Origin of the sequence: Streptomyces capitiformicae (assembly GCF_002214185.1) — a bacterium.
GTDB classification, from domain to species: domain Bacteria; phylum Actinomycetota; class Actinomycetes; order Streptomycetales; family Streptomycetaceae; genus Streptomyces; species Streptomyces capitiformicae.
Map to the genome: position 1 here is coordinate 2,513,601 of NZ_CP022161.1, position 15,363 is coordinate 2,528,963.

Here is a 15,363-nt window from a genome sequence, read left to right on the forward strand (position 1 = left end):
CACCCGGTCATGACTCCGCGACCGTCAGGTAACACCCATCCCATCCCTCCCCCACTCCCCCTCGTCACCTCGTCACCACGGCAGAGCACACGCATGCACCACATCCAGGCGCGACACCGCGCGCGTGAGCGCGACGTACAGCCGGTGCAACCCCCGCGTCTCGGCCGCCACGATCGCCGCCGGCTCGACGACCACGACATGGTCGTACTCCAGCCCTTTCGCCACCCCCGCCCCCAACACCACGACCCGCGCCCCGACTTCGTCCGGCCCGCCCACCGCGACACCGGCCTCGTCGAGCGCGTTCCGCAGTCGTACGACATCGGCGTCGGCCGCGATGACCCCGACCGACCCCTCGCGCGCGAGCGCGTCACGCACCACGGCGACCGTCTCACCCACGACAGCCTCCGCATCCACGCAGATCCCACCACCCCCCACGCGCCGAATCCCCAACTCCCCGTCCCGCCGCAGCGATCGAGCCGCGGGCACATCCACGCCCAACCGCTCCAGTAACCGATTGGCCAGCTGTACGACGGCCTGCGGCACCCGGAAGCCGGTGGTCAAAGGCACCACCGCGGCGTCCGGTTTCCCCAGGTGCGCGAGGAGACGGGGCCAGTCGCGGGCGGCCCACGGGGTCGTCCCCTGCGCCAGGTCACCCAGGACCGTCACAGAACCGAACGCGGCCCGGCGCCCGATCGCGCGGCACTCCATCGGGGAGAGGTCCTGGGCCTCGTCGACGACGACGTGGCCGTAGCCCTCGGGGTGCCGGAGCAGCCCGGCCACCTCGTCGAGGAGGACGAGGTCGGCGGCCGACCAGCGCGCGGACCGCCACGTACGCGGCGCCTTCACCCACGACACGGCCTTCTGCTCGTCCGCGTCGAGCACGCCCTCCGCCGCGCCGGCGAGCGCGTCCGGATCGCCGAGCAGCCGCGCCACGACCTCCTCCGGCCGCACTCGCGGCCATACGGCGTCGACGTACTCCCCCACCGGCCACGACCGGGAAATCCGCTGCACCCAGGCGTTGGTGCGCGGCCCCGCCCGCAGCTCGGCCTGCCGCTGCAGCAGCCGTACGACCCGCGTCCGAACCCGCTCCCGGCCGACGTCGTACGGCGGTTCCGGTTGCTCCGCCCGTACGTCCGCCACGATCCGCCGGAGCGCGTCACCGGGCACCCGCCAGCGGTACGAACCGTCCCGCACGACAAGGGAGTCGGGGTGGGCCGTGGGCTGGTCGACGCCGGTGTACAGGGCCCGGCGGAGTACCTCGGCCATCCGGGCGTCGTGCTTGACGGTGGCGGCGCGTTCGTCGTCCTCGGCGGTGACCGGCTGCCGGGCGATCTCCTCCGTGACGGTCGACTGGCGCACACCGGTCTCGCCGAGCGCCGGGAGGACCTCCGCGATGTAGGAGAGGAAGGTCCGGTTGGGGCCGAGGATCAGCAGACCGCCGCGGCGGATGCGCTGCGGGTACGTGTAGAGAAGGTACGCGGCGCGGTGCAGCCCGACCACCGTCTTGCCGGTTCCCGGGGCGCCCTGGACACAGACGGAGGTGGTGAGATCCGCGCGGACCAGGTCGTCCTGGTCCGGCTGGATGGTGGCGGCGATGTCGCGCATGGGACCGACGCGGGGCCGCTCGATCTCGGCGACGAGAAGCCGACTGGTGGCCGGACCTCCGTGCCCGCCAGGCTCATCGTGCCCCTCGTGCCCGCCACGCTCATCGCGCCCACCGTGCACACCGTGCCCGCCTTGCTCATCGTGCCCACCCTGCTCACCCTGGCCCAGGTGCTCGTCCTCCATCCCGGTGAGGTCGGCGGAGTCACCCCGGCTGCCCGGCGCCCAGCCGAACCGGCGCCGGACGGCCACGCCCCGTGGATCACGGACGCTCGCCTGGTAGAAGGCACGGGACACGGGCGCACGCCAGTCCACGACGAGGGGCGGCAAGGCCGGCTGCTCGCTGATGCGCAGCCGACCGATGTGGTAACTCTGCCCGGCGTGGTCGGCATCCAGGTGACCGGTGTCCGTGTGGCCGCTGCCCGTGCCGTCGGCGAAGTCGAGGCGCCCGAAGAACAGCGGCCCCTCCGACAGCTCCCGCAACTCCTTGGCATTGCTGCGCAGTTGATACCCGAGTACCTCGGCGTCGGCCCCCGAGGCCGAGACGTCCTCGCCTACGACGACCCGTTCACCCGCCCCTTCGACCATGGCGGCGAAGGCGGCACGGCAGGTGTCGTGGTAGGTGCACTCACGGATCAGGGCATGCCGGAGAACCGGTTCGGGAGACGTCATTCCACCGAGCGTAGCGAAATAACGCAACCGAGTTAAATATTTTACCGAGTTTCACTCAGGGTGGACGCTCCTGGAAGCCACCCGAGCCCTTCCTCAAGCCGCCCGAACACCCGCGCTGCAGCGGCAACGGCGTCCCCCTCGACCTCGCCCGCCCGCTCCCCCCGCTCCATCCGCCGCCAGTTCTCCTCCGCCAGCACCCGCCGTACGGCCACGATCTGCGCGGCGGCGACCCGCGCGTCGAGGCCCCCGCCCAGCACCTCGGCGAGCGCCGCCTCCGCCCGCTCCAGATGGCCGTACAACCGCGCGACCAGCGACGGCGCCCCGTACAGCATCCGATAGAACGCGAGCACCCGAGGATCGTCATTGAGCCCGGTGACGGGATCCCGCCGAGCCAGCCCCGCCAGGAAATGCGCCCGCACCGCGCCCACCACCGACTCCCCCTCGGCCCGCCCCGCCACGACGCGCGCGGACTCGGTCTCGTGATCGGCGATCCGGTACAGCACGAGATCCTCCTTCGCCGGGAAGTACCGAAAGAGGGTCGGCTTGGAAATCTCAGCGGCCGCGGCGACCTCCGCCACGGAGACGGCATCGAACCCCTTCTCGACGAACAGCCGGACAGCGACCTCCGACACCGTCTCGTACATCCGCCGCCTCTTGCGCTCCCGCAGCCCGATCTCGCTCATGACGGCGAGCCTACGCACAGATCAGAGGCATGCGGAGAGACGCCATCGTTGCAGCGCGGCCGCGACCTGCGCCCATGACGGCACCTGCTCCAGTGCAAGGGGCCGGGCGCCCGCGATGAGGACGTTTCGCAGCCGACGCGCGACCCACAGGACGGAGTCTCCCTCCGCGACAGCCATGGCGCTTCTGATCACGTCCGTGAAGACGGATTGCGCCAGCTTGAAATCGATGACGAGCGGCAGGTCACGTTCCCAGTGGCGGGAGGCCCCGCAACGGACGCTTTCGACGGTGTACGCCCAGCGGTCCGTCACTCGCCGTGCCTGCACGGCGGGGTAGCGCATCAGGTGAAGGTGGGTGGCGAGGTCGTACAGCGGGTCGCCCAGCATGGCCAGTTCCCAGTCGATGACCCACACACGTTTCTCGGAGTCGAGGATCAGGTTCTCTCGGTGCAGGTCACCGTGGAGGAAGTGAAAGGGCCGCGAGGACAGGCCTGGAACCCAGTTCCGAAGCTGTTTGAACGCGTCCCCGTCGATCCCGAGGGAATGGAAGAGGTCTCCGAACAGCGGCATGTTCCCCCTGTACACCCGCTCCTCGGCGAAGTGGACCAGCCTGTCCAGGAACCCTGCGCTGTCGCCTTCATCCACCCCGTCCGCCAGATCGCAGCGGCGCCGGACGGGCAGGTCGCGGCCGTCCATCCTGGCCATCTGACCGAAGGTCTCGATCAGTTGGTCCTCGCAGGCACCGGGAATCGCCCGTCCTGCGCGATACACGGATCCCAGGGTCCGCCCCTCGATGTACCGCTGGAATCCCGTGCCGAACACGTCGATGTCGATGACGTCGGGCACCCGCGCGACCCGCCCGGAGAGAGCGCGGAGGAGCTCTTCCTCGGAGACGAAGGACCTCCGGTCGAACCAGATGACGTTGTCGCGCGGCGCCCGGACCTTCACCCGCAGACCGCGTCCCCCATCGCAACCGGGCAGCGGAATGACGTACGTCTCGTGGTGATGGCTCTTGAACGGCCCTTCGACGCCGTTGTCAGCCGACAGCTCCGCGGCTCGCGCCCTCGCCGACGAAGCAGGCTCTGGACTCATCCGCGCCCCCCTCCCGCGCCCGACCGAGCAACGGAGCGTACGACCCGAGCACGACCTTCGCCCCCGCACGACGCAATCGCGTCCGCTTCTCGGCATTGCGCCCGTATCCGATGAACCGAACACCTGCCATGGCTGCGGCCTCCACGTCCGTCGGCGTGTCCCCGATCATGACGGCTTCCCGCGCGGGAAGCGTGAGGCTGCGCAGAGCCCGCAGGACGACGTCGGGATGTGGCTTCATGAGGTCGGGATTGGTGGTCCGGCCGTGGATGTACGCGAAGTGCTCGCGCAAGCCCCTGGCCCGAAGGTAGCAATCAGCCGCGGACTCCGCGTTGTTGGTGACGACGGCAAGGCGTGCCCCCATGCCGGCCAGGAGCCGGATGAGGCGATCCGCGTCGGGCGTGTGCGACTTGCGTGTGTACGACGCCTTCTCGGCCGCGGCGAGCTCGCCGACGGTCGTCTGCGTCTCGAGCCGCTCGACCAGTTCCTTGAGATCTCTGCCCTCTCGTGCCCCGTGCACGGTCCGCAGCACCACATGCGGGTCCTTGTCCGTCCGCGCCTGTTCCGTCAGTACGTCCGACAGGTCGTGCTCGGCCACGAGCTCGCGGAGTCCGTCGGCCACGCCCCGCGACGACCCGTCGGGAAACAGTCGGCAGATCGGCCCGTCGAAGTCGAACAGGACACCGCGCGCGGACGCGAGCATGTCCCACGCTTCGTCGATCTCGCCGGTGTCATCGTCGATCTCGCCGGTGTCATCGTCGATCTCGCCGGTGTCATCGAGGTTGTCAACCATGCCGCTCCAGACACTCCGCCCGCCCGGCCGTCTCCGGGCTGTCCGATTCCCCCGGGCCTTCCGTCGCGCTTTCCGCGGCTTCGGCCGCCGCCGCGCGGTCCTTCCTGTGCCACTGCCGCAGCGCCTCTTCGGCCGTGGGCCGGTCCAACGGCGGACGGTCCACCAGGTTCAGCGGCTCCCTGGCCCGTGACATCGCCCGGCACACACGATCGGCGGCCTGGTTGAAGTCCCTCCCCGTGGGGCGGGCAGGCAGCCCCACGGCCGCACGAATCACGTCGGGATACACCGACTGGGCGTATTCGAAGCCGAGGTAATGAGGCAGGTCACGGCCCATGTCAGCGGTCGCCGCCGCATGGCCGGCGCGACGCATCTCGGCGACCCACATATCGACCATCAGTTCGTGTTCCGTCTTGTCGTAGCCCATCCGGACCAGGTGGGTCGCCAAGTCGTGCAACGGGTCCCCGTACATGGCGAGTTCCCAGTCGATGAGGAACAACCGCTCACCGTCGGGCCCCCAGGACGCCACCACGTTGGCCCGATGAACGTCGGTGTGCAGAAGCGAGAACGGTCGTCCGGTCAGCCCCGGCACGAACGACAGGAACCGTTCCATGGCGTTGTGCGGGATGCCGACCGCGTGGAACAGCTCTCCGAAGCGTGCCCGGTTGACCTGGTGCACCCGTTCCTCCGTGAAGCGGGCCAGCCAGCCAAGGAAGCCCAGGCTGTCACCGTCCTCCGGCCAATGGGGCGGTAGCTTCGGCAGACTGCTCAGCGGTACGTCGGGCAGGGCCGCGAATGCCCTCGCCAGAGCCGCCAGCCGGCTCCCGCCGATCCGCCCCTCGGGAACCACGTCGGACAGTGCCCGGCCCGGCACATAGGAGTGCACCGACCATGTCCCGAAGTCCGCCAGACAGTCGGGGACTTCACTCAGTTTCTCCCTCACGGCTCGCACGACCTCGGACTCGCGCGGCCAGATCCGCGGCACCACCTCGATCGCGTCGAAGGGCATACGGAACTTGGCGAGAACGTGGCCGGATTCCGCGCCCAGCAGGAAGGCCAGCGGCTGCCCCAGGGTGCCGATGCGGTTGTTGTTGTGATGGCCCGTCACCACCTCGCCGCCGAGGCTGAGACGCCGCAGCGCCGCGAAGGGGCGTACCAGTGCCTGGTGCGCTCGGTGGGGCGGGTGGTGCGGCATGGGCGCACACAGTAATGGGTCTCGCGCAACGGCTCACCGCATACCACGATGTGGACAACGCCGTCAGCTCGTCATACTGGGTACACCCAAATGGCCCCAGTGTGACTCAAATCGATCCTGCATGCTCTTGAAGAACGAGGAGTTGTGGGAGTCATCACCTTCCTCCCGCACCTCATGGAAGAGGCGCGAACCCAGGCCCAGGACATCCTTCGACAGAACCTTCGTGCCGTCATCGAACGGGATTTCCCGCTCGATGATCTTGTACGGGCCCCAGAGCATCTCGGATTTGTTGAGCACGTACAGCTTGAACTCCGGTGTCATCGGGGTCCTACGGATCTGCAACGAGACCTCGATGTGCTCGGACAGCTGCTCCAACAGAGAGTGCATCTGCGCCTGTTGCTGCCGAGCCGTCGCGCGCCAGCGTTCCCAGACACAGAGGTCCCCGGGGTCCACGGCCCGGGGATATTCAAGAGGCTGCTCCTCCCACGGCAGCAGCATGCGCACGATCACTCGCTCCGTGTCGATCTCCCCGGCCACGATGCGATCGGCCTGCATCCGGACATAGCCGTACAACGACTCGGAGGTGAGCGAGTAGACGTCGAGGAACACCTCGGGCCGATCGAACGCCCTAGCGAACACCGGGCCGGGCATGACCGACCCACGCTGCCCCGGGAGCGGCTGCGGACCCGGCGCGCTCGGCACCCTCAGCACCCTTATGCCGCTGCCCTGGCGGGACTCGATCCAGCCCTCATCGGTGAGTTTCTGCAGGACTTTCTGCACCGTGTAGCGAGAGACATCGAACATGAGGACGAGCTCCCGCTGCGGCGGAAGGATGTCACCCGGCTGACGCACCGCCAGGAGCTCACGCAGCCGCTCCTCCACCCGGCGAAACACCTTGCCGCCACTGCTCGCGCTGTCTGAGGTCACCACACTGCGAACCTACCGCCCACACCTCGACGGCACACCACTTCTAGCCAAATCGGCAGCAGATTGGCCTAGCTGTTAGTCGATCAGCAATGACGGGCAAATCCATTCCAAGTCAACCAGTCCAATTGGTTGAGATCGGTTCGACCGACCGGAGAACGGGGGATGGGGAACCATGCTTTTGATCGAGTTTCTGCTGGTTGCGATAGGGATCGGCCTGCAGTATCTGGTCGCTTGGCAGTTCGGACCAATGGGGTTCATAGGCCTCTGCCTGCTGGGCATCGGCGTACGGACCCGCAACGCAACCTGCATATTGGTCGGCATGCTGCTGCTGTTCGTCCTGTTCAGGCCGAGCTGACGGCCCGTCCACGGTCCGCCGCTCAGGAGTCCTTCACATCGGGGCTCAGCGTCTCCCACAGTGCGTTGAACCACGTCTTCGTGTCCTCGACGAACAGCTCGTCCCGCGCACCGTACTGGCGGCGGAAAGAGAACAACCGGGACTCCGTTCCCCAGGCGTCCCGCAGGTCCCGGCTGACGCCGTCGACCTCCACCTCCCCCTCCTTCGTCCCGATGACGTAGTGCCCGAAGAGGACCTCGGTGTCATTGAGCAGGTAGAGCTTGTGGAACGGCGTGCCGTCGCCCACCCGGAACTCCACGTTGGCGTCGATCCGGTAGGCGGTGCGCAGCATGTGGAAGTGTCCGTCGAACCACGCGACCTGCCTTTTGTGCTGATCCACGGAACGTTGGTGTACGGCCCTGTCCACGTCGTCGTCATGGCCCCAGCCCCCGTCGGGCGCGGGATAGTGCCGCCGCAGGTCCCTCGGCGGCAGCACGATGCGGACCTTGACCGACTTCGGGGACACCTTCTTGCGCTCGATCAGGTTCAAGGGGGCGTGCATCGATCTCATCAGCGTCTCGGCCGTCAGGCAGGAGGCGTCGATCCGCACGTCCGGCTCCGAGAACGCCTCCTCCAGACGCGGCGCCAGTCCGACCAGCGCGGGACGCGGCTCCTCCGGTGCCGGTATCGGTGCCGCCACCCGAGGCGGGCTTCCCTTGGAAACGTTGGTGAGCAGGTGCTCCGACTGCAGGATGCGCAGCGCCTGTCGTACGGCCCCGCGCTGCACCCCGAACTCGTCCGCCAACTGGACCTGGGTGGGCAAGCGTTGCCCTGGTCGCAGCCGGCCGGACTGGATGCGCTCGCGCAGCTGATCGGCTATCGCCGTGGACGAGAGCCTCTTGCCGTCGTTCAACGCCTAGCACCCCTGGTCTCGACCTCACGCCAACTCATGACAACTCTAGGACGGTTGGCAACCAACTTCACCGCATCGGTGCGAGGACGGGGTCCTCGGAGCAGCGTCTCAGTGCTGGTCCCGGAGGAGTGTCAACACAGATTCCAACGAGTTCACGATGTGTTGGAGCTCCACGCCCGCTTCCAGCAGTGAGGCACGCTTCCTTTCGTTGCGCGCGTAGCCCAGGAAGGGGACGCCTGCTTTCCGGGCCGCCTCGAAGTCCGTCGGGGCGTCACCGATCATCAGCGAGAGCTTGGGATCTGCGCCCATCGCGTTCAGTGCTTGGCGCAGGATGTAGGGGTCCGGCTTCACGCGGTCGAGGTTCTGCGTGCGACCGTAGATGTAAGGGAAGCAGTCGATGAGGCCTCGGGTCTTGAGGTAACGGGAAGCGGCAAGCGCCGAGTTGTTGGTCGTGATGGCGAAGCGGGCCCGCCCCGACCAGGTCCTGATGAGCGGGTCGGCGTACGGGGTCGGATACGCCTTGGCAACGGCCATGAGCTCCTGCTCGGTGAGCCACTTCTCCAGGTCGGCGATCAGGTCGCTCATGGGGACTCGGCTGCCGAGGCCGATCAGCACTTCCTGGAAGTCCGTCGTACCGCGTTCCTCGGCCGTCAGCAGCCCACCGAGCCCTCGCCCATCTATCAGTTTCACCAGGTTCCTCGCCACCTCATGCGCGGGATGCCCGGCGAACAACCGACATATCGGCCCGTCCAGATCCCAAAGCACGTAGCGGACGGGGGTGATCAGGCTTCGCAGGGTCTCTGTGTCTGCTGTCACCGGTTCAGTCTGCGCTGTATCAGGAGTCACTAGGAGAGTGTCAGGTCCGTGGTGATTGTTTCCCAGAGGGCGTCGAACCATTGCTGGGACTGCTCGACGAAGGCGGCGTCGCGTTGGCCGGCCCCCTTCTCGAAGGAGAAGAGGAGGGACTGGGTGCCGAAGGCGTCGTACATCTCCAGGGTGCCGCCGTCCATCTGCTCCTCGCGCTTCATGAGCATGTAGTAGGCGATCAGGGCCTCCTGGCCGTTGAGCAGGTAGAGCTTGACCGGCGGGGTGAAGGGGAGGGCGCGGAAGGTCACGCGGACGTCGAGGCCGTGGGAGGTGCGCAGGGCCTCGAGGTTGTGGCGCAGGACGCGGACCTGGGCGTTGCGCTGGTCGAGCCAGCGCGTGTGGACGGGGTCCTCCTCGTCGTCCTCGCCCCGGCCCTCCACCGGGACCGGGAAGGCCAGGTTGATCTTCCGGGAGGGGAGGAGGATGCGGAAGTCGATGGATTCCGGGCGGATCGTTCCCTCATGGATGAGGCGGACCGGTTCGCCGAGGGCCAGCATCAGGGTCTCGGCGGTGTGGCAGGCCGCGTCGACGCGCACGTGCGGCGTGGAGAAGGCCTCGGCCAGGCGCGAGGCGAGGCCCACCATCGTCGGCTGGGGATCGTGGCTCGTGGTGTGGGTGGTCTCGGCGACCCTGGGCGGACTCCCCTTGCTCACATTGCTCAGCAACCCGTCGCTCTGCAGGGCGCGCAGGGCCTGACGCACCGTGCCGCGCTCCACGCCGAACTCCTCCGCCAGTTCGGCCTGGGTGGGCAGACGGTCGCCGGGAACGAGGTCACCACTGCGGATGCGGTCCCGCAGGGCGTCGGCGATCTCCTGGGACGAGAGCCTTCTGTTGCCGTTCACTGCAACGTTCTCCTGGGTCACGACCAAACGCTACAACTCGTGTCCATCTTTGGGGAGTTCAAGGGAAGGTGGTTATGAGTATCGACCAAGTGGGAACAACTTAAACTGAGTTGGTTGCCAACTTGGTGAAGTTGGCGGAAGTCCATCCTCCTCTCGCGGATCGTTGGCAAGTAGCGGCAACCAGCAAGTGCATCCGGCACAAGCACGGCCAGACCGAAGGAGGTACCACCATGCCCGTCATCGCTCTTCTCTCCGCCCTCGCGGTCGTCGCCTTCCAGCGGTTCGTCGAGTGGCAGTACGGCACGATGGGAATTATCGGCCTGCTGTTCCTCACGATCGGCCTGAAGGCCAGGAACCACACCTGCAGCTCCATCGGCGCGGTCGTCCTCGCGCTGGTGTTCGCCGGCCCCGCCCTATGACGGCCATCAGCGTCATCCGTGTCATCAGCGTCATCGGTGTCATCAGCTCGTGAGCAGCAGCTCCGAGCTGATGGTCTCCCACAACGCGTTGAACCAGAGGTACGACTGCTCCACGAAGGTCGTGTCCCGTAAGGCCGAGGCCGCGCCCTGCTCGAAGGCGAACAGCATGGACTGGGTGCCCTCGGCGTCGTACATCTCCAGCTGCTCACTGTCCACTTCCGCCTCCTTCCGCTGCACGGTGTAGTACGCGAAGAGCGCCTCCGAGCCGTTCAGGAGGTACAGCTTCACCGGCGGTGTGAAGGGCAGCGCACGGAAGCTGACGTGGACGTCGATGCCGTGCGTGGACCGTAACGCCAGCAGGTTGTGCTGAAGGACCTGCCCCTGGGCGTTGCGCTGGGCCAGCCAGCGGCGCTGCAGCCGGCCGTCGAGTGAGGCGTCGACCGGCGTCGGGAAGGCGAGCGCGATATCACGGCTGGGCAGCAGCACGCGCACATCGACCCTGGCCGGTTTTATACGCCCCGCGTGAATCTCGCGCAACGGCTCACCCACGGCGAGCGTGAGGGACACAGACGTCAGGCAGAGGGCGTCGATCTCCACATGAGGGGCCGCGAAGGCGGTGGATATACGGGGCGCGAGCTCCACCATCGTGGGCCGCGGCACCGCCCCGGGCCCGCCGGTCGAGGGCTTTACCAGGCGTGGGGCCACCGTGGCCGGGCTTCCCTTGGAAACGTTGGTGAGCAGGTGCTCCGACTGCAGGATGCGCAGCGCCTGGCGTACGGCCCCGCGCTCGACCCCGAACTCGTCCGCCAACTTGGCCTGGGTGGGCATGCGTTGCCCCGGTCGCAGCTCACCGGACCGGATCCGGCTGCGCAACACGTCGGCCACCTCGTGATGTGACCTCTGGGGCCGCTGTGACGACTTCCGTCCATCGACGGCCGTGCGTTCCCGCTCCACGAACAAACACTACAACTTCGCGCCATCTTTGGGCAGTTCAGGGGAAGGTGGTTATGAGACGACTCCAAGCGGAGATAAGTAAGGTGGAGTTGGTCGCCAACTTTCACGACATGGTCAAACTTTCAGATGGTTGGTGACTCTGGCAACTGCCACACAGACTGACCGATCGACCTCCCTTCCGGAGGGGAGCCGGGAGTTCGACCGGTCCGCACAGTCACAACTGAATGGTTCAGCCACAACTGAATGCGCAGCCACAACCACAACTGAATAGCTACGGATACCCGCACACCATCATGGAAAGGTCCCAGCACAAGTCTCAGAAGATGTCCGGGCACCATGGGCGCCTGGACGTCCGCAGCAGGGCGTCGGCGACAGAGGCGGCGCCCTTCCGCTGTTCCCGCACCCGGCCGAGCGCGGCGAGCCGCACCGCCGACTCGTCGCCCAGCCACAGCACCGCCAGATCCGCCGCGTCCAGGACGAGATCGGCGTCCTCCCTGGTCGGCACAGAGCTCGCCCCGTCGGGCCCGGCGTCCAGCCGATAACGCCCACCGGCGAACCCGTCCCGGTCGACGACATCGAGCACGAGCGTCCCGGTCGCCGCGTACGACCGAGCCTCCAGCGCACGTACGACATCCAGGATCCGCACCCACATCCAGTCGGCCTGGGCGGTGACGCGGGCGGCACGCGGGTCGGGGAGGTAGAGCGGGAGGAGATCGTCGGGGGCCCGCCAGCCGGATTTGACCTTGGTGATCCAGTCGATCGAGCAGAGGTACTGCCACAGGGCGCGCTCGGCGGCCGGGGTCGTCGTGATCAGCCAGTTGACGTCGGCGGTGTTGTGCGGCTGCTTGTCGTGCCAGTTGTCGTCGGACTCGTACGCGACGATCCCCTCGACCTCGCCGGCCGCCGAGCGGTACACCGCGTAGAACGGATCGGTCCATGACGAACCGAGGCGCAGATCACCGGTGTTGATCCGCCACCAGCGCTCGTCGCGGCTGACCGCGCCGGGCTGGGCGCGGCGGAGCCGCTCGTGGAGTTCGGGCCCGAGTTTGCGTACGTCCGCGCCGTCGACGAGGTCGATACGGCCGCCGTCCGCCGGACCGGACCATCGCCGGTCGAGGCCGGTACGGGGTACGTCGATGGTCCACTCGGTGGACCAGGTGGCGGGGCCGAAGCCGTAGCGGCCGTAGATCGGGTACTCGGCGGCGATCAGGGTGGCGACGACGTCACCGCGTTCCTTCGCGGCCGTGAGGTCCGTGGCCATCATCCGGGTGAGGATGCCCCGGCGGCGGTGGGTGGAGGTGACGGTGACGTTCGAGATGGCGTCGGCGGGGACGGTCCGGCCGCCGACCGCGGTCAACTCCTGGGCGAAGGAACGGAACGTCCCCACACAACGATCACCGTCGAAGGCGCCCAGCGCACGGGACGGGACGATGTGGGACGAGCGGTCCTTGAGCTCCTGCGCGGACAGGGACTGCGGGGAACGCAGGAACCCGACGTCCAGCGCACGGAGCCAGACCGGAATCTCCTCCTCGGTGATGGCACGTACGTCGACGTCCTGGGCGAAGTCCGGTACGGAGGCGTCCTGTACGGAGGGGTCCTGTGCGGGGCTCATGGCAACACGCTAGGACGACGATGCCCAGGGTGTCGCGCCCTTTTACGGGGACGACGGACGGCCGCCGTCAGCACGGCCCCCTGGGCGCTCGTCACTTGGCGCCTGCCCGCCTGCCTGGGACGCGCCTGCCTGGGACGCGGACGCCCCTCACGTCAGCAGATCGTCCACCTGGGCCTCGCCCTCGCGGTACCGGCGGGCGATCTCGGCGCTGCAGTCGTCGGCCGTGCGCTGGAGTCGCCGGCGGCGGCCGGAGACCTGCCGCTCGTAGCGGACGAGGCGGGCCAGACCGGTGCCGAGCTCGTCGTCGGTGCGGGCGGCGAGGTCGGACAGTTCGACCTCGGCGAGCATCTCGGCGGCCAGCAGGCGGTACTCCTCCCCGTGCGGGGTGCCCACGGTGACGTGCCGGGCCGACGAACGCTGCCGGGCCGGGGCGTCGGTGAGGATCTCCGAGAGCCGATCGACCAGCGCGGACGCCCGCCCACCCGCCGGCTCCACCGACTCCGCCGCCCCGCCCCTGCGCGCCAACTCGGCCCGCAGGATGTCGATACGGCCCTGGAGCAGCCGCCGCACATAGCTGAGGTCGGCCTCGTCCTGCTGGGCGTCCCGGCGCAGTCCGCGCAACTCGGGCAGCCGCAGCCGGGACAGATCGAGCTCGGGCTGGTCGGGCGGCAGCAGCGGGCCGCTGTCCGTGCGCTGGACCGGCGGCCGGCAGACACCGGGTCCGGGTGCGGGCCCGGACCCCGGGCTCGTGCGGGTAAACGTGGCAGTGCCCGGGGGCTGCCCGGTACTCGATGTGCTCATACGCCTCAACCGTCCCCTCGACCGGTGTGTGTGAGCATCGTGCCACTCCCCGTGGCCGCCATGTGACCGAGTCACCGCGACCCACCCCCAGATGGGCGGTAGTGGATCTATGAGAAAGACCGGGCAAAGCACTCCTCAAACGCTGGTGATCACGAAACCCCCGTAAGGGGGACCCCCTTGCGTACGGCCGATGGACGGCGGCGGCATGATGGTCGGCATGCGTGCGGTGGTGCAGAGGGTCGACGGTGCGAGCGTCGTCGTGAACGGTGAGACGGTCGGGGCGATCGAGGGCGAGGGCCTGTGCGTCCTCGTCGGGGTGACCCACGACGACACCAAGGAGAAGGCGGCGCAGCTCGCCCGCAAGCTGTGGTCCGTGCGAATGCTGCACGACGAGAAGTCATGCAGCGACATCGACGCGCCCCTGCTCGTGATCAGCCAGTTCACGCTGTACGGCGACGCACGCAAGGGCCGCCGGCCCACCTGGAACGCGGCGGCCCCGGGCGACGTGGCCGAACCGCTGGTCGACGAGGTCGTCGCCCAGCTGCGATCCCTGGGGGCAACGGTCGCCACCGGCCGCTTCGGCGCCCAGATGCGGGTGTCCCTGACGAACGACGGCCCGTTCACAGTGCTGCTGGAGGCATAGCGCACCCGGGGCACGACTGCCCGCAGCCAGGACGCGGCGGACCTACTACGGCTCGACGACCACTTCCTGCGCCGCCGCCGTCGTGTCGGCCAGCAGCCGTGCGTCCACCGGTACGTTGCGCTTGACCAGGGCCAGGGCGACCGGCCCCAGTTCGTGGTGGCGTACGGACGTCGTGATGAAGCCGATCTTGCGGCCTTCCGGGCCGTCGTCCGCGAGCCGGATCTCCGCACCGCGCGCCGGAAGATGGACCTCGCTGCCGTCGAGGTGGAGGAAGACGAGCCGCCGCGGAGGCTTACCGAGGTTCTGGACCCGGGCGACGGTCTCCTGGCCCCGGTAGCAGCCCTTCTGGAGATGAACCGCGCTGCCGATCCAGCCCAGTTCGTGCGGGATGGTCCGGTGGTCGGTCTCGAAGCCGAGCCGGGGCCGGTGGTGCTCGACACGCAGCGCCTCGTACGCGAGGAGTCCCGCGGCCGGACCGTACTGCTCGGCGTACGACTCCAGGTCGGCACGCGGAAGGAACAGATCACGGCCGTACGGCGTCTCGCGCACGACGACACCTTCCGGAGCCTCGGCGATCGAACCGGCTGGAAGATGCACGACCGCGAAGTCGTCCGTCCGGTCGGCGACCTCCACCCGGTAGAAGAACTTCATCGACTCCAGATACGCGAGCAACGCCTCCCGCGTGCTCGTGCCCGGCTCGACATGGGCCCAGACCGTCGAGCCGTCGTCGACGAGATACAGCGCGTGCTCGATGTGCCCGTTGGCGGAGAGGACCAGCGCCTCGGTGGCCTGCCCGGGAGGGAGGTCGCTGACGTGCTGGGTGAGCAGCAGATGCAGCCAGCTGAGCCGATCCTCGCCGGAAACGGTGACGACACCCCGGTGGGAGAGGTCGACGAATCCGATGCCGTCGGCGAGGGCACGCTGTTCGCGGAACAGGTCGCCGTAGTGGGCGGCGACACCTTCGTCCACCCCCTCCGCGGGGACCGCGCCGGGCAGGGACAGCAGAGGGCTCTTCATACGTAT

Annotated in this window: 16 protein-coding genes; 3 read left to right on the plus strand and 13 right to left on the minus strand. The window is 68.3% G+C overall.

Annotation, left to right across the window (positions count from 1 at the left end; all coding sequences use genetic code 11):
• Nucleotides 1-72: 72 nt before the first annotated feature.
• From CES90_RS11075 to CES90_RS11100, 6 genes are all read right to left on the minus strand, one after another.
• On the minus strand, nt 73-2,274 hold the full coding sequence (locus CES90_RS11075; protein WP_189784538.1) for a HelD family protein: 2,202 nt from the start codon (nt 2,272-2,274) through the stop codon (nt 73-75).
• Between the two features lie 41 nt (nt 2,275-2,315).
• On the minus strand, nt 2,316-2,957 hold the full coding sequence (locus tag CES90_RS11080) for a TetR/AcrR family transcriptional regulator (protein WP_189784537.1): 642 nt from the start codon (nt 2,955-2,957) through the stop codon (nt 2,316-2,318).
• Between the two features lie 21 nt (nt 2,958-2,978).
• A complete protein-coding gene (locus tag CES90_RS11085) occupies nt 2,979-4,046 on the minus strand; it encodes a phosphotransferase (protein ID WP_189784536.1) in 1,068 nt (355 codons plus the stop codon).
• Nucleotides 3,991-4,836, minus strand: a complete 846-nt coding sequence (locus tag CES90_RS11090) for an HAD family hydrolase (protein WP_229913995.1) — start codon at nt 4,834-4,836, stop codon at nt 3,991-3,993. Before CES90_RS11090 ends, CES90_RS11085 begins: the two co-directional genes overlap by 56 nt.
• On the minus strand, nt 4,829-6,028 hold the full coding sequence (locus tag CES90_RS11095) for an aminoglycoside phosphotransferase family protein (RefSeq protein WP_189784535.1): 1,200 nt from the start codon (nt 6,026-6,028) through the stop codon (nt 4,829-4,831). Before CES90_RS11095 ends, CES90_RS11090 begins: the two co-directional genes overlap by 8 nt.
• Nucleotides 6,029-6,091: 63 nt before the next feature.
• Entirely contained in the window at nt 6,092-6,910 is an 819-nt protein-coding gene (locus tag CES90_RS11100) for a GntR family transcriptional regulator (protein WP_189784534.1), read from the minus strand.
• 217 nt (nt 6,911-7,127) lie between these two features.
• Between CES90_RS11100 and CES90_RS11105 the strand changes: the two genes are divergently transcribed.
• Complete coding sequence (locus CES90_RS11105; RefSeq protein WP_189784533.1) at nt 7,128-7,310, plus strand: hypothetical protein; 183 nt, start codon at nt 7,128-7,130, stop codon at nt 7,308-7,310.
• A gap of 22 nt (nt 7,311-7,332) precedes the next feature.
• On the opposite strand, the gene CES90_RS11110 is transcribed toward CES90_RS11105, so the two are convergent.
• From CES90_RS11110 to CES90_RS11120, 3 genes are all read right to left on the minus strand, one after another.
• Nucleotides 7,333-8,202, minus strand: a complete 870-nt coding sequence (locus CES90_RS11110) for a winged helix-turn-helix domain-containing protein (RefSeq protein ID WP_189784532.1) — start codon at nt 8,200-8,202, stop codon at nt 7,333-7,335.
• A gap of 108 nt (nt 8,203-8,310) precedes the next feature.
• On the minus strand, nt 8,311-9,018 hold the full coding sequence (locus CES90_RS11115) for an HAD family hydrolase (RefSeq protein WP_229913994.1): 708 nt from the start codon (nt 9,016-9,018) through the stop codon (nt 8,311-8,313).
• Nucleotides 9,019-9,047: 29 nt separating this feature from the next.
• Complete coding sequence (locus tag CES90_RS11120) at nt 9,048-9,938, minus strand: GntR family transcriptional regulator (RefSeq protein ID WP_189784530.1); 891 nt, start codon at nt 9,936-9,938, stop codon at nt 9,048-9,050.
• Nucleotides 9,939-10,141: 203 nt separating this feature from the next.
• On the opposite strand from CES90_RS11120, the gene CES90_RS11125 reads away from it, so the two are divergent.
• Nucleotides 10,142-10,330, plus strand: a complete 189-nt coding sequence (locus CES90_RS11125; RefSeq protein WP_149827411.1) for a hypothetical protein — start codon at nt 10,142-10,144, stop codon at nt 10,328-10,330.
• 42 nt (nt 10,331-10,372) lie between these two features.
• Here CES90_RS11125 and CES90_RS11130 read toward each other — a convergent pair whose 3' ends face one another.
• The 3 genes from CES90_RS11130 to CES90_RS11140 all read right to left on the minus strand — a co-directional run bounded on the left by CES90_RS11130 (nt 10,373) and on the right by CES90_RS11140 (nt 13,697).
• Nucleotides 10,373-11,290 carry a winged helix-turn-helix domain-containing protein gene (locus CES90_RS11130; protein WP_189784529.1) on the minus strand — a complete coding sequence of 306 codons (918 nt, stop codon included), beginning with the start codon at nt 11,288-11,290 and terminating at the stop codon, nt 10,373-10,375.
• 310 nt (nt 11,291-11,600) lie between these two features.
• On the minus strand, nt 11,601-12,896 hold the full coding sequence (locus tag CES90_RS11135) for a GNAT family N-acetyltransferase (RefSeq protein ID WP_189784528.1): 1,296 nt from the start codon (nt 12,894-12,896) through the stop codon (nt 11,601-11,603).
• 147 nt (nt 12,897-13,043) lie between these two features.
• Nucleotides 13,044-13,697 (minus strand): RsiG family protein, encoded by a 654-nt coding sequence (locus CES90_RS11140; RefSeq protein WP_189784527.1) that lies wholly within the window; start codon nt 13,695-13,697, stop codon nt 13,044-13,046.
• A gap of 217 nt (nt 13,698-13,914) precedes the next feature.
• Here CES90_RS11140 and dtd point away from each other — a divergent pair, with 217 nt between their 5' ends.
• Nucleotides 13,915-14,340: a D-aminoacyl-tRNA deacylase gene (gene dtd / locus CES90_RS11145; protein WP_189784616.1), complete on the plus strand. Its 426-nt coding sequence runs from the start codon at nt 13,915-13,917 to the stop codon at nt 14,338-14,340.
• Nucleotides 14,341-14,385: 45 nt separating this feature from the next.
• On the opposite strand, the gene ygfZ is transcribed toward dtd, so the two are convergent.
• Nucleotides 14,386-15,357: a CAF17-like 4Fe-4S cluster assembly/insertion protein YgfZ gene (gene ygfZ / locus CES90_RS11150; protein WP_189784526.1), complete on the minus strand. Its 972-nt coding sequence runs from the start codon at nt 15,355-15,357 to the stop codon at nt 14,386-14,388.
• Nucleotides 15,358-15,363: the final 6 nt, after the last annotated feature.

Excerpts from the sequence above, each read along its gene's own strand:
- CES90_RS11075 (WP_189784538.1), bottom strand. The coding sequence starts at position 2,274 with ATGACGTCTCCCGAACCGGTTCTCCGGCATGCCCTGATCCGTGAGTGC.
- CES90_RS11080 (WP_189784537.1), bottom strand. The coding sequence starts at position 2,957 with ATGAGCGAGATCGGGCTGCGGGAGCGCAAGAGGCGGCGGATGTACGAG.
- CES90_RS11085 (WP_189784536.1), bottom strand. The coding sequence starts at position 4,046 with ATGAGTCCAGAGCCTGCTTCGTCGGCGAGGGCGCGAGCCGCGGAGCTG.
- CES90_RS11090 (WP_229913995.1), bottom strand. The coding sequence starts at position 4,836 with ATGGTTGACAACCTCGATGACACCGGCGAGATCGACGATGACACCGGC.
- CES90_RS11095 (WP_189784535.1), bottom strand. The coding sequence starts at position 6,028 with ATGCCGCACCACCCGCCCCACCGAGCGCACCAGGCACTGGTACGCCCC.
- CES90_RS11105 (WP_189784533.1), top strand. The coding sequence starts at position 7,128 with ATGCTTTTGATCGAGTTTCTGCTGGTTGCGATAGGGATCGGCCTGCAG.
- CES90_RS11125 (WP_149827411.1), top strand. The coding sequence starts at position 10,142 with ATGCCCGTCATCGCTCTTCTCTCCGCCCTCGCGGTCGTCGCCTTCCAG.
- CES90_RS11135 (WP_189784528.1), bottom strand. The coding sequence starts at position 12,896 with ATGAGCCCCGCACAGGACCCCTCCGTACAGGACGCCTCCGTACCGGAC.
- CES90_RS11140 (WP_189784527.1), bottom strand. The coding sequence starts at position 13,697 with ATGAGCACATCGAGTACCGGGCAGCCCCCGGGCACTGCCACGTTTACC.
- dtd (WP_189784616.1), top strand. The coding sequence starts at position 13,915 with ATGCGTGCGGTGGTGCAGAGGGTCGACGGTGCGAGCGTCGTCGTGAAC.
- ygfZ (WP_189784526.1), bottom strand. The coding sequence starts at position 15,357 with ATGAAGAGCCCTCTGCTGTCCCTGCCCGGCGCGGTCCCCGCGGAGGGG.